Source organism: Pseudomonas sp. WS 5410 (genome assembly GCF_012985645.1).
GTDB lineage: Bacteria > Pseudomonadota > Gammaproteobacteria > Pseudomonadales > Pseudomonadaceae > Aquipseudomonas > Aquipseudomonas shahriarae.
Genome location: NZ_JAAQWS010000006.1, coordinates 147,751 through 161,946, shown reverse-complemented (window position 1 = coordinate 161,946; position 14,196 = coordinate 147,751). Strand labels below are relative to the sequence as shown.

4 protein-coding genes are annotated in these 14,196 nt (G+C 58.9%); all 4 read right to left on the bottom strand.

All coding sequences use genetic code 11. The features are described from left to right. Positions 1-10: 10 nt before the first annotated feature. Genes HBO24_RS11470 through recC form a run of 4 tightly spaced genes read right to left on the bottom strand, consistent with a single transcriptional unit; the run spans position 11 to position 13,549 of the window. Positions 11-4,267 carry a sensor histidine kinase gene (locus HBO24_RS11470; RefSeq protein ID WP_047303184.1) on the bottom strand — a complete coding sequence of 1,419 codons (4,257 nt, stop codon included), beginning with the start codon at positions 4,265-4,267 and terminating at the stop codon, positions 11-13. After that, positions 4,264-6,381, bottom strand: a complete 2,118-nt coding sequence (recD, locus tag HBO24_RS11465) for an exodeoxyribonuclease V subunit alpha (protein ID WP_057978566.1) — start codon at positions 6,379-6,381, stop codon at positions 4,264-4,266. Before recD ends, HBO24_RS11470 begins: the two co-directional genes overlap by 4 nt. Then, positions 6,378-10,073, bottom strand: a complete 3,696-nt coding sequence (gene recB, locus HBO24_RS11460; RefSeq protein WP_047303180.1) for an exodeoxyribonuclease V subunit beta — start codon at positions 10,071-10,073, stop codon at positions 6,378-6,380. Before recB ends, recD begins: the two co-directional genes overlap by 4 nt. Then, positions 10,070-13,549: an exodeoxyribonuclease V subunit gamma gene (recC, locus tag HBO24_RS11455; protein ID WP_170059733.1), complete on the bottom strand. Its 3,480-nt coding sequence runs from the start codon at positions 13,547-13,549 to the stop codon at positions 10,070-10,072. Before recC ends, recB begins: the two co-directional genes overlap by 4 nt. Between the last annotated feature and the right edge of the window lie 647 nt (positions 13,550-14,196).

Genomic DNA, 14,196 nt, shown 5'->3' with positions numbered 1-14,196 from the left:
TGGCTCAGTGTCATTCCTTGAGCACAAACATCCATTCACTTGGACGTAATCCATCGTTCGCGAGTGTTTGCAACGCGTCGCTGTGCTTGTCAAAGGTATCCATCACCTCGGTGACATCCCGTGATTTTCCATCACTTGAGACCAGCCAAAGTCGCCAACCGAGTTCTCGCTGGCGATATTCCAGCGCGCGCCGTCTTTCGTTGTCAGACACGAAGAACCTGCCGCTCTTCAATTGAGCGACTCGTTTGACCTCGACCTGCAGAAAGCGCCTGTCACGTGGAACCAACACATCGAATCCGGCGTTACCGACGTATTCTGCGACGTGAAGCAAGCTGCGCATTTGCTCTTCGCGGGTTATCAGTGTCGAGCGCCGCTGACCTTCATCCCCAAGAAACGCCAGAGGCGCGGCCAATGCCTGGTGAAAGCCTTCCGGGTCCTCTTTGAGCCAACGCATGGCTTCAGGTACGCAATGGTCCAGAACGGCCTCCTCGGCCCGTAACCCACCTGTCGCCTTGCGTCGGGCATCACGAATGAAATGATCCTCATCCTGAGGAGCATCGCGGGCAATCATACTGACGCGCGTTGCACTGAACGATTTTAAGCCCAACTTATCAAGAGCTTCGGGCAGCGCACTTAGGACCAACTTCCCGCTCGCAAATGCCAGAGCATCCGTTGAGGGCGCCTGGTCTTGCGGCTCAATATCCAACCGACGATGCAAGATTACCTGGGGATCGAAATCCATCATTTTCAGCTGTGCGCTCTCGTCGGCATGCTCAACCCTGACTTCCTTCTGCAACCCTTCCAGCAACGCTTCAATCCAGCGTTCACGAGGAGTCGCTTCAATCGCAGCTGCCAGAGCAGGCAAGGTGTCGGCCAGCGCCAACGCCGATGCATGCGTGCCTGCGAAGTCGACAAGCGGACGAAGCTTGCTGATCCCGGCCAATGCCTCTGTCACCTCATCTTCTGCGACATTCCGGGCATTCAAAAAAATCTCCGGTCTGATCACCATACCTGGAAATGGCTCGCAGCTCAGGCCCGACGCGAAGCTTTGCAGTACTTCACGAACCGACGCCACCCACAGCAACCGCTCTTCGGCAGTCAACACAAGGGCGTCAATACGCAACCGGAACTCCGCTACCTCCTGATCGGAAATTCCATACTCACGACGAAAGCGCTGAACGGCTCCCGACACTCGCCCGTCTTCACCGACAGAATCCGCAGCATTGCTCCACGCATGCAGCCCATCCTTGAACAACGCACCGAATGCCCGCTTTTCTGTCAGCAGTTGGCTCAAGGGATGCGCGCATTCGACCAAGGGCACATCCGGCCCATCGAACCAGAGCTCATGCGCCCCCTGTTGCGTGACGTGTTCAAAGACATCACCTACCGAGTCTTTGCCCAGGCAGCCGAGCTTGCCGTCAAACGACCATTCGATCCAGACATCGTCATAGTGGCGGATGATCAATCTGGCGAAAACCTCCAACGCCTTGCTGGCATTGAAATCGTTGTGCGCCGCGCTGGCAGCGGCCATCAGATCCGGCATAGCCAAATGCAACTGGCTACGCAGCTTCACCGCCAGCGGATCATTACTGTCACCGTGGCAGCTGATTTTTGCGGTTTTCGGTTCGAAATGCTCCAAACCGTAGCGGCAGGCGTTCTCTTTGCTCAGTTTTCTGACCACCCACAATTTGATGTCGTTGAACGAGAGCAATGCGGTGGGATTTTCCCCACTATCGTGCCAGATGCGGTCCCCTGCGCTGCCCCACGCCAGTCCTTGTTGGCGCCCCGCTTCGCCGACGACTCGATAGAGCAAGGGCGGTGTCAGGCTTTCGTGCTTGAGGGTCAAATCCATCAGACTGCGATACAGCTCGCGCAAATCACGCAGCGCCGCCGAGTCCAATGTGCGCGGATCAATGTGCCGCAGGCGCTCAAAAGCGCGGCGCACCCGCTCGGCGCCATTGGTCTCCAGTGCATTGGCAATCCCAAGCTGGGCGTACCAGGTCGTGTCATTGCCTCGTTCTACTTCCAAACGCGGCAACAACAAGGTTCTGAACCCCCCACTGCTCCGCTGGCGCCAGATGTCCAATGGCGCATAGGGACCCTGGCCATGCAGCCCGTCACGGATAATCACCGTGCCGCCGCTGTGCAGCCAGCGGCACCGCTCCAGGGCAGCCAACAGATGCCGGCCTTCCTCTCGGGCGAGAAAGCCGGAAAGCAATGGCCAGCGCGCAACAAGCTCGGTCATCGTTTCGACCGGCAACTCATCGGGCAATGCGATCGTTTCAGGGTCGGACAATGGAATAGGGCCAATCCCCAATAGCAGACACAGATCATCGATGGTGGGCGACGGCACAATACCGTCCACAACTTCAGCCAGCCAGAGCTCATCCAGTTGCGGCCACGGTCCTTTGACTCGTGCACACGCCTGTGCGGCATGCCAATGGCCATCCATCCCTTTCACCATCAGGCTGGCCAGGCTTGCACCAGCACTGGCGGCAGTTTCCTTGCTAACAAAACGCCAGGCCGCGCCGACACCACGCTCCTTCGCCCGACGCAAAAACGAGCCAACGCCGCCAGTGCCCTCATGACCGGCCAAGGCCAGCGCGGCGCAGACCAGCTCGACATGATCGTCTTCGTTGTCCCCAGGACGCAGTTGCGCGAGTATTTCTGGTCGATCAAAGTTGATCAGTCCTTGTTGCGCGAGTGACATATCCAAGGCAGGCGTGAAGGTCGTGATAAAGGACTTCTGACGCATGATCACTTGAGCCAGCTCGGTTTGATTTTCAAGCCCTGAGCGGCGGTAGTAGATGCGGTCGCCTTCGGCACCGCGATGCTGCCCCCTGGCAATTTGAACCAGCGGCTGCGCGCGCAGGACAGGCGCATTCTCCTCCAACCCCTCGCTGACAATCGGCAGGACCTTGGCGCCACTGGCCTGAATCCGCGCTAGCAGATATTCACGGTGCGATGAAAGATAACCGAGCTTCAGGTTGCGATAAGCGTAATCCGCCCAGGCTTCAAGCGCCTCGAACAGCTGTCGGTAGCGCACCAGAGGCCATGTCCGGCCAGTCGAAAAACTCTTCTTCACCATGCTTTCAAATACCGCTCCGCGCGCCTGCCAGAACAGTGTGGCGACTTCGCGTTTCAGGTGCGGGCAAGTACAGGCACGCGGCGTGGCGTATTCCCAGAATGTTTCAGCCAGGCAAACGTCCGGCGTTTGCCAGAGCTCAACGATGCACTCAGCGGCCAGACGCACCAAAGTCGCATTCCACCCAGCCGGGTCAGTCGCTTGCCCGGTGCCTTCCAGTTTTCGCAGCGTCAGGTGACGGCGCGAATTGCTTAAGTAGAAGTCGCCGTGAATCTGAACGCCAAACCCGGCAGGCTGTTCGGTGGGCAAATAGGACCAGTAGCGCGAGTTGCTCGGGTCATTGGACGCAATCACCCGCACATCAGCGACGTCCAGATCCAACCCGGTACTGGCACGCACTTCGACGGGGAATCTCATGTGCCGCTGCGCCATCGCCAGGTAATTCTTGGCGTCGGTAACATGGGTGACGTCCTGCTCCCCTGCGACACTCAAGGTAATGCGCAAGCCAAGTGCGGAGCGCTCCTGCAGGAAGGCCAGCGGTCCACGGCTCAACTCCGCCATGGATGCCTCAATGCTGGCAACGACCTCAGGTTTTCTGATGTCCTGCAAGCGAATCAGTGTGACATGCTCTGAATCGAGTTCTGGCTGGGCCGAGAGCATCAGCGGCGCGTAAAAGCTGGCCGCGTCCTGGCTGATCCAGCCGTCAACGGCCACCGCGAAGCGCGCCGGATGTTGCAGATGCATGCCCCACCAATGGCCATCTTCAGCACGACTCCAGACCTCGACCTGACTGCCGGCACCAAATACCGAACGAAAGCCGACACCTTTATTGCCAATGCTTTCGCCAGCTGATTTGCTGCTCGAATGCATACTCAGCAACGCCTGAATATCGGAGCGACGCCCGTCCACGCTCTGGGTCGTGATCGCGCGTCCATCGTTGGCGACTTCGAGAATCTGTCGTTGTCGATCCCAGCGAAGCAAAATATGACCAGTAGCGCGATCAAGGGCGTTTTGCAGCAGCTCGAAGACAACCCGTCCCGAATAATCCTGCACCACCGCTTTTTCCGAGCCCAGGTCCCGCAGCCGAGTACTTTCCGGTAGGTGCCGATGTTCTTCGAGATGCGCGTGCAACAGGGCCCGCACCTGTGCAAGGTTGCGGGGTAATCCCTTGATACCGATCATCGTTGAGCCTCTTTGGACAACTCAGCCTTTAACTGCAATGCCAGCCCACTCAAACGCTGTACATTGCGGCTCACCGCGCCCTCAAACACCCCAGGGCCGGCCTCAATCAGGCTGAACCAGTTTTTCGCGCGGGTAATGCCGGTGTAGAGCAGCTCCTTGGTCAGCACCGGGTTTAGCGCATCAGGGAGCAGCAACGCGGTGTGGTTGAATTCCGAGCCCTGGGATTTATGCACGGTCATGGCGTAGACCGTTTCGACTTCAACCAGCCGGCTGGGCAAGACAAAGCGTACATCGCCAGTGCCGTCATTGCGGGGGAACGCCACCCGCAGGCTCATGCGTCCGGGTTGACTGTCATCGGGCACAGGAAGGTAGAGCGCTATGCCGATGTCGCCATTCATCAATCCCAGGCTGTAGTCATTGCGGGTGACCAGCACTGGTCGGCCTTCGTACCAGCCATGGTCGGTGTCGATCAGTTTGCGATGTTTCAGCTCGCCGGCCACGCGCAGGTTCAATCCTTCTACGCCCCAAGGGCCACGGCGCAAGGCGCAAAGCAGCCGGAACTCATCGAAGGCTTTGAGAACATTGCTCGCCCATTGCACCCAGCCATCGCTGTTCCAGACAGTGCCAGTTGCCGGCCGCAGCTGTTGCAGTTGCTCCAGGTAATAGCGATAACCCGGGGGCTTGCCGTCAGCCTCGGGATGACCATCGATAATCAGACGGGTAAGTATGCTGTCTTGTTCGCCTCGCAGTTTCAAGCTGAACAGTTGTTCCGGCGGATGTTCGAGCAGTTGTCGAGCCTCGCCAGCATTCTTTTCGTTTACCAGCTTTGCCAGGCGTCCGATGCCTCTGTTGGCATCGAAACGTCGCGAGTAACGCAGCATCACTGTCTGCTGCGCCAACGGGTCGCCCAGGCCCTCGCCAAGTTGCAGGCCCGTCGCTTCAACTGCTTCGTGGGTGTGTTCAGTGAGCCAGGCGCTGGTCGCCGCAGAGTAACGCCCAGCCTCGGCGTCGCGACACAGGTCACCCAGCACGGCGCCAGCATCGACAGAGGCCAACTGGTCCTTGTCGCCGAGCATGATCAAGCGTGCCTGCAGCGGCAAGGCATCGAGCAGGCAGGCCATCATTTCCAGATCGATCATCGATGCTTCATCGACCACCAACACATCCAGCGCGAGAAGATTGTCCTGATGGTGGATAAAGTTGCGCGAGTCGGGACGACTGCCCAGCAAGCGATGCAGCGTCGAAACATCGGTGGGGATGGCCTGGCGAACGTCGTCCGTCACTTGCAGTTCGCTGACCGCCTTGCCGATGGACTCCGACAAGCGTGCAGCCGCTTTGCCAGTCGGCGCGGCCAAGCGAATGCGCAAGGGTTTGCCAGCCTCGACGGCCGGGGTCTGCAGCAGCCCCAGCAGGCGCACCACCGACGTGGTCTTGCCGGTGCCAGGCCCGCCGGTGATCACGCTGAAATGCCCACGAGCAGCCAACGCACAGGCCAGCTTTTGCCAATCGGTGATCCGCTGACCACCGTCCTTGGCCGATTCTGGAAACAATTCATCGAGCCGTTTGGACAAATGATCGGGGGTGATCGACGGCTGAGTCAGTCGAGCGCTGAGCGCTTTGGCAATTTTCTGCTCGTAGTTCCAAAAGCGTCGCAGGTACAAGCGTTGCCCGGCGAGCACCAAGGGGCGCTCCGGGTAACGTCGTAGGGTGTCGCGATCCTCGACCAGACCACTGGCAGCCAACGCCTGACGCCAGGTGACCGCATCCACGCAGTGCAACCACTGCGATGGTAGCTGTCCGCCCTCATCGCCTTCAGGCGGCAGCGAAAGGACGAAGTCCGGCGCGCTGAGGGTTGCCGTCAGATCGAGACAGGAATGCCCTCGGCCCAATTGATGGCTGGTCATCGCAATCGCCAACAGGACACTTGGCGGCGCTTGGGGGTCCTGCTCCAGGACGAACGCGGCCATTGAACGATCCAGGGCGCGCAGCCAACCGCGGGTCACCCAAAGCTCCAACTGCTGCAGCAAATCCTGGCTAGAAGCCTGAGACAGGGCAATCGCAGGTGCGTCGCTGCTGCGCTGACTGTCACTGAGTTGTTTGAGTGTCAGGATCATACTGCCACCTCCGTGTGCTGGCCCATGAAAAGTCTGTCCATTTGTTCGATGAGTTGGCGAGGCGGTCTTTCGAAATGCACACCCTGGCTGGCGGAATGGTGCCCGCGCACGAATAGATACACAGCACCGCCCATGTGCCGGTCGTAGTCATAGTCACGTAGGCGCAACTTCAATTGCCGATGCAGGGCCAGCAGATAGAGGCAGAACTGCAGGTCGTAGCGCTTGCTGAGCATGGTTTCGGCCATCGCTGCAGCGTCATAACTGTCGTCATTGCGGCCCAGCCAGTTGGACTTGTAGTCGGCCACGTAGTAGCGCCCCTGATGTTCGAACGTCAGGTCGATAAAGCCTTTGAACATACCGTTCAGCTGGCCGGGATTGAGTACCGGTCGCGGTTCGCCATTCAAGGTATATTGGCGCACCAATTTGTCGAGCTGCTGGACATTTACCGACTGACTGGAAAACCAGAACTCCATCTCCACCTGATAGGTGCTCAAGGCACTCAGGCTGACCGAGCTGCCGTCAAAACGCAGCGGTGTACTCAGATAGGATTTGAGCCAAGCCGCCAGTGGTTCGATCCAGGTTTCCCAGCTTCGCAGGTTGCAACGGCGGCCAACTGTGCTGTCGATCGACTCGGGCATGGCCTGAGCTTTCGCGAAGCCTTCGTTACCCGCCCACTCGAACAACCCATGCAGGAAAGTACCGGGGCCTGCGCCACGGGGAAAACCGTGAATGCCCGGACCCGCAGGAAGCGTCGCGACTATTTCATCCACAGCAAGGCCTTCCTCGGTGAGGTTCGCCTCCAGGGCCGTGGCAGGCTCAAGCCGCTGACCGGCTTCGGCGCCCATCAATTGGTTGCCGTCGGCGATGGACAGTGCCGAGTAGCTGGCGATCCACCAGTTTGAGGCGGGCTTATGCAGGGGGATCAATGCCTGGCTGAGCTCGGCTTTTAGTGGTGGTGTATAACAATCATCTGTGGCCTCGGGTGCTGGTTCACAGACGATGTGTTCGCAGTCCCCGCACAGGTCGGACAAAAGCGACTCAAGTTGCCCGGCAACAATCTTGTCACCGCCAGCCAGCAGATAACCCAGGCCGCCTTTATCCAGATCGGTCGCCTTGCCATTGGAGCGACCCACTGCTGCGATACCCAGCCAGGTGGCGTAACGGGCACGGGTCAATGCCACATAGAGCAGACGCATTTCCTCGCCCAGACGCTCGTCGTTGGCTTTTTCATACGCCACCCTGGCTGCCTCGGACTTGCCCAATTCGATGCACAACTCGCCGTCATCGTCGCCATGGAACATCGGCGGCGACTTGCTGCGACCATTGAGTTCAGTCGCGTTGCAAATGAATGGCAGCAGAACCAGTGGATACTCCAGCCCCTTGGATTTGTGGACGGTGATGACTTTAATCAGATCGGCATCGCTTTCCAGACGCAGTATTTCTTCTTCACTGGCAGCTTGCAGCTGCTCGGCCAAGTGACGAATCAATGCATTTTCGCCGTCCAGCTCAGTGGCGCTACGCTGCAGCCATTCGGCCAGATGCAGCAAGTTGGTCAGGCTGCGTTCGCCGTCGGTCTGCAGCAACAAACGCGCGGGTATCTGAAAGTCTGCCATCAGTTTGCGCAGCATCGGAAGCACACCTTGCTGCTGCCAGAGATGACGGTAATCCCGGAAGCGTAAAACCTGTTGCTCCCAGTAAAGTTCGTCATGGTTGAGCTGCTCCAGCGTCAGCCAGCTTAAGCCAATGCTGCGCGTCGCCAGCGCCGCCCTGAGCAGCCGATCCACTGAAGGCTCAGCGCAGGCACGCAGCAGATAAAGCAGGTCCTGGGCTTCTGGACTGTCAAACACCGAGTCGCGATCAGACAGATAGACGCTGGCCAGCTTGCGCTGGGACAGCGACTTGCGGATGGCCTCGGCTTCGGTTCGATTGCGCACCAGAATCGCGATGTCGGCCGGTCTCAGGGCAACGAAGCTGCCATCGGCCTGCCGCAGACCTGCTTGCTGGGCACCACCCGGCACCAGCCAGGATTGAATAGCCGAAGCCGCTGCTTCTGCCATGCCTCGCCGGTACGCCCCGGTGCTGATCATGCCGTCAGCGCCGGGTAGTATCCACAACGTCATCGCGGCAGTGGCCCCACCGCCTATTTCCAGACGCGCCTCGCGACCCTTGGCAAGCACGGCGGAAAACGGCACTGGGTTGGCAAAGCCTTCCCGGGCAAACCGAAAGGCCGCTCGCGGATGTCCTTCGGCAAACTCGAAACAGCGGTTGGCGGCCGTGACCATGGCTTCGGTGGAGCGGAAGTTTTTACCCAGGGTGTAATGCCGTCCACTGGTGGCTTCACGGGCGCTCAGGTAGGTGTAGATATCCGCGCCACGGAAGGCATAGATCGCCTGCTTGGGGTCACCGATCATGAACAGGCCGCTGTCCGGCGAGTTGTCGGCGATGCGGTAGATGCTCTCGAAAATCCGGTACTGCACAGGGTCGGTGTCTTGAAATTCATCGATCAAGGCAACCGGATACTGCTCACGAACAGTTTTTGCCAGTCGCTCACCCGACTGCCTCTGCAGCGCCGCATCGAGCCGATTGAGCAGATCATCGAAGCCGATTTCGGCGCGGCGCAGTTTTTCGGTATCGAAACGCTCGCTGATTTCAGCCAGCGCATGAAGTAGCAACTGGGCCCGAATGTCCTGCTTGCTTGCTTGATGGTCCGCCAAGGCGTCGATGGCTGCGAACGCTGGATGCGATGGGGCCTGTGCGCCACCGGTGAGCTTGAAACGCTCCTGACCAAACTTGCTCAGATTGCCAGGTGCGGTCTGGCCCTGGCTCCAGTTCGCCAAGGCCTCAAGCCACCCGGCAAATACCTGATCATCCTTGACGCCCCGATAGGTATTGCCATGCAGCTTGCTGCGCATGCCGTGCAGCAATTGTTCAATCTGCTGCCGGTCATCGCGCCATGCCGTTCGTGCGAGCTGCTCCAATGCAGAGAGGCTGACCTTCCAGTCAGCAGGCGCCTTGAGCAAGGCCGCCAGGGTTCCGGGGGCAGGCAATACTGCGCCGCCATGCATGAAGCTCGCAGTACGTCGCGCCAGCAAGGACGAGAGCAGCTGACCCAACTCTTGAGGCCCGCTGAAATAGTCGGCGATCACCTCAGCCTGATCCAGCGATAGCCCATAAAAATGCCGCCGCCAGTAATCCCTCACCACCTCGGCCAGCAATTCGCTCTGATCGGTTTCCAGCGTCTGGGTGAACAGGCTGCCGCTGTCGAAGGCATGCTCACGCAACATCCGATAACACCAGCCATGGATGGTCGAGACCGCCGCCTCATCCATCCACTCGCCGGCTAGTTGTAGGCGACGGGCGCAATTGGGCCACTGCTCAGCCGGATAATCAGCGCGTAGTTGCTCCAATAACGAATCGTGATTACCGAGGGGCTCGGCGAAACAATGCGCGGCTTCACTCAAACGCAGGCGGATACGATCCCGCAATTCCTGAGTGGCGGCGTCGGTAAAAGTCACGACCAGAATCTGCGGAGGATTGAGCGGCTCTTTGAATGCATTCGCGCCGCCGTGCCCAAGCACCAGCCGCACATACAGCAACGCAATAGTGAATGTCTTGCCGGTCCCGGCGCTAGCCTCGATCAGACGGCTGCCGTGTAACGGAAAATTCAGAGACTCCAGATTCACGGGATTCATAGGTCGCTCCCTGCGCCAGCAGATGAAAGATGGTTAAACAGAGGGCCATACAGTTGTTCGGCCAACAACGTAAATCGTCCATCACCAGACAATGCATCAAAGTCGGGATAAGCGCGGCGCAAGACGGCCGAACTGGCGACCTCTCCGGTCACCATATAGCCGCCCTCGAATGTTTCCCTGGCCTGGTCCAGAGCCGCGCCCCCACTGCCCGACAACCAGGCGAAAGCAGTCTTGCAGCCAACCGGCAGCGGTTCGCACATGCCCTCGACCCAGTATTGCAACAAGTGCTGCAGATGGTCTCGCGCAGTGGCCTTGCTCAATGGCGGGAACAGCACATTGCCGTTGAGACAAACCAAAATCGTCGTGCACGGCTCGGTACCCAGCTGCAAAGCAATGTGCCGTACCCAGAGACGGACAAGGTTATGCCAACGAAAACCGTCGTCGGTGAGCAGTTTATTGCTGACCAGTTGCACGTAGGCCAAGTCCTTCCCGGCGTTACGGCGCAGCCCGCCCAGCCAGTCGACGAAGCCTGGCGTCGAATCCGTCGGCTCGCACCTGAGCTCGATCTGGCCTGGCTCTACCTCGCTCCATTCCTGAATGGCCGCGTGGTAACGCGCCATCAGATCAGGAAGCGGTCCAGCAAGCTTGGCCGCACTCAGTGAGCCGAATGCCGCCAAGGGCAATTTGCCCTCCCGTTGCAAACGCTGCACATGCTGTTCCAGCTGGGCGTCCATATGCTCAGGCTGATATGACTCCTCGACCCAGCGTTTGAGTGATTGGCTCAAGGTTTCCTGATGCTGCCAATTCTCCAGCGCGTCCAGCTCAAAAGGCTCCTCATCGCGGCTGACCATTTCATCACTGTCGAAATGTACCTTGAGGCGCTGTTGAAAGAACGCAGCCACCGGATCGCGCAGAAAACCCGCCAGCTGGCGCAGGTTCAAAGGCGTGTCTTGCTGGAGCGGTGTCAGCTCGATCGGCGCCTGCACTGCCTCGGCAACCGTATGGACGTTGCGCCACTCATGGGAATAGGTGAACAGACCGTCCGGCCCCGACAAATTCGCAAAGTACGAAGGGCTAAAGGGCTGCAGCGGGTGTTCCAGGGTCAGAGCGTCAATCAGTGCCTTCGGATTCTCCTCGCTACCGCTCAGTCGCCAACCGGTCGACAGGTGATCGCGCAGTTGCCCGATCAAAACCGATGGCACCCGCTCACTGTTGTCGCGGATATTGCGCCCCACCCAACTGACATACAGCTGATCCCTGGCCGACAGTAGCGCCTCAAGCAGCAGGTAGCGGTCATCCTCACGGCGGGAACGGTCACCGGGACGGTAGTCATGACGCATCAGGTCGAAGTCGACGTGGGACTGCTGGCGAGGGTAGTCGCCATCATTCATGCCAAGCAAGCACACCACCTTGAAGGGGATCGCACGCATCGGCATCAAGGTACAAAAATTCACCGCGCCCGCCAGGAAGCGTTGCGACAGGCCGCCCTGATCTATGCCGCCAAGCCAGGTTTCGTGGACAACACTCAGCGGCACCGCCTCATCAAACTCAGCCTGGTTGCAGGTTTTCAGCCAGTCATCGAGAATCTTCAGCAGTTGGTTGACGAGCAATTCATCGGCCTCGCCAACGGGCCGGAAAAACACCTTGAGCAGCGACTGTAAACGCTCAACCCAAACCTTCGGCACTGTGGGTTGCTGCAAGTCCAGACGGGCGATTTCCATGTGATCGAGCAGGGTCAGCAACGGGCCTGCCAGCGCGGCTTCGAGGCCGGAGACTTCGTCGTAAGGCTCGATGCCGTCCAGCGCCGGGCCTTTGCCCGCGGCATATCCCAGCAGCATGCGGCGCAAGCCGAAGCGCCAGGTGTTTTGTTCAAGCCCGGCTGGCATGTCCAGGCTTTCACGCTGCGCCCCATCGAGTCCCCAGCGGATACCGGATCCTTCAATCCAGCGATGCAGCGTAGGCAGATCGGCCTCGGTGACGCCAAAGCGGGCACGAAGCGCGGGTACATCAAGCAGGTCAAGAATATCGCTTACCGCAAAACGGCTCTGCGGCAGCTTGAGCAAGTGCTCCAGCGCGATTAACAGCGGCTCGCGACCACGCTGCCCTTGGTCGGCGAGAGTAAACGGGATGTAACGCGGGTCGTGGTAAGGCACTTGCCCGAAGACTGCCTCGATGTGCGGCGCATACGCATTGATGTCCGGGACCATGACAATCACATCACGCGGGCTGAGCCCCGAGTCTGCACTGAAACGGGCCAGCAGCTGGTCATGGAGGATTTCCACTTCTCGCTGGGGGCTGTGCGCCACATGGAAACGTACCGAGCGATCCTTGTCCGACAGTACCGGCGCCCAGTGTTCGCGAGTTTCAGCCAGTGGGCGCAGTTCCAGAATGTCGTCCTGCAACTGCGATAGCAGCGTCGGTGCCTCCTCTTCGCTGAACAGGTCGATTCGTCCGCCGTTCACGTCGTCAAACAGATGCCGGTAGCTGGAGGGGGCATCGTAGCTGTCGAGAAGATTGATATAGTCGCGACCCTGCTTGCCCCAGGCGGCCAGCAACGGCTGACCATTTTGATGCAGCGAATCCGCGCCCAGTGCCGGGCTAACGACCTTATGCTGCTGACGTTTGTAGCTGTGCAGCAGCAGATCCTTGTCGGCGACAATATCGATCCAGTGGTGACGACAGGGGTTATGCACGCAGAGCAGTACCTGACTGAAACGCGAGAGCATCGCCAGAGCTTCGAGCACCTGAGCCGGCATCGACGAAATACCAAACACCACGATCCGCCGCGGCAGGCCCTGCGGAGCCTGCTCCACCGACTGCAAGCGGGTAACAAAGCGCTTATGGACACCTGCTCGGCTGCGCTCAAGCGCGCCTTCGCCGACATTCAGCAACAGCTCGCGCCACAGGTCAGCCTGCCAGAGATTATCGGCATCCAGCGGGTTGGGTATGCCATTAATCTGCTTGAGCTGGTCGCGGACTTCAGCCCAGTCTTCCAGCCAGTCCGCACGGTACACCTGGTACTGATCGAACAAATCGGCCAGACGCTCGGCTAACTGATGACGCTTGCGCAGATCGTCGTCCTGCTCCAGAAACCGCTGCAGGCTCTGGAAATTAGGCTTGCTCATCAGCTGCGGCAGCAAGCGCATCAGCCGCCAGCTCAGGGGAGCCTTGTCCAGTGGCGAGGTTTCAGGTGTTGAGTCCTTACCCAGCACTGATCGATAGGCTTGCCACAGAAAACGTGCCGGCAACTGCACATCCAGCGCAGCTGCAATGCCGCAACCGCCTGCTTGAGGGTCATCGGCCAGGGCCAGCTTGAGCCACTGAGAAATACCATTGCTATGGACCAGCACAACTTCGTTTTCCAGTGGTGCCAGCGGATAACGCTGCATCCAATTCACAGCCAAGGCTCGCAAATCATCAAGACGATTGCTGTGGATAATCATGAAGCCTGGCTTCAACTCGTCAGCGTCCTGCATAAACCACTCCCACATTCTTAGACTGTCGCCAACACCTGGGTGCCGGCATCGGAAAAGCTGTTAGTACACTAGGGCCAGATTCGCCCTGAACGCCTTCAAAATCGGAACCAGGCCAAGCGCAGCTGCTGAGCGCAGACCGGTTTTTCGAGCCAAAAAGAGGTGTTTCGATGACCGACCGTAATGACACGATCGGCACTCACAACCGCATAACTGTTGCGGGATTTTTCGGCGAGTTGTCGGTCCTGTCTGCACACGCTTTGTAGCAGGCCATCAAGTCCAACAAGATCAAACAGTTAAATCTCGGCGCCGTACTTCCAGATTCGCACACCAAATTTGCGAAACCACTCATCCTGAAGCGCACGAACTCCCCGCTGGGTACAGCGCTGAACGGCATGATCACTGAACTCCATACCCCCTTTCGCCCGCCTGGCGATGATCTGCATGACATAGAAAACATCAAATCCTCCTTGATTTAGGCTCCAGCGATCGGGGCCAAAATTCCGAACACGCAGACGATATGTCGTTAAACACTACAGGGGAATATTGGGCGGATATACAGGTCAAGTTTTGCAGCAGGTTCCTCGTGCAGACAGGGAAAAAAGCAGCATACGGCGGGCGGAGATCCATTGTTGTGTGCGTTTTGTTGA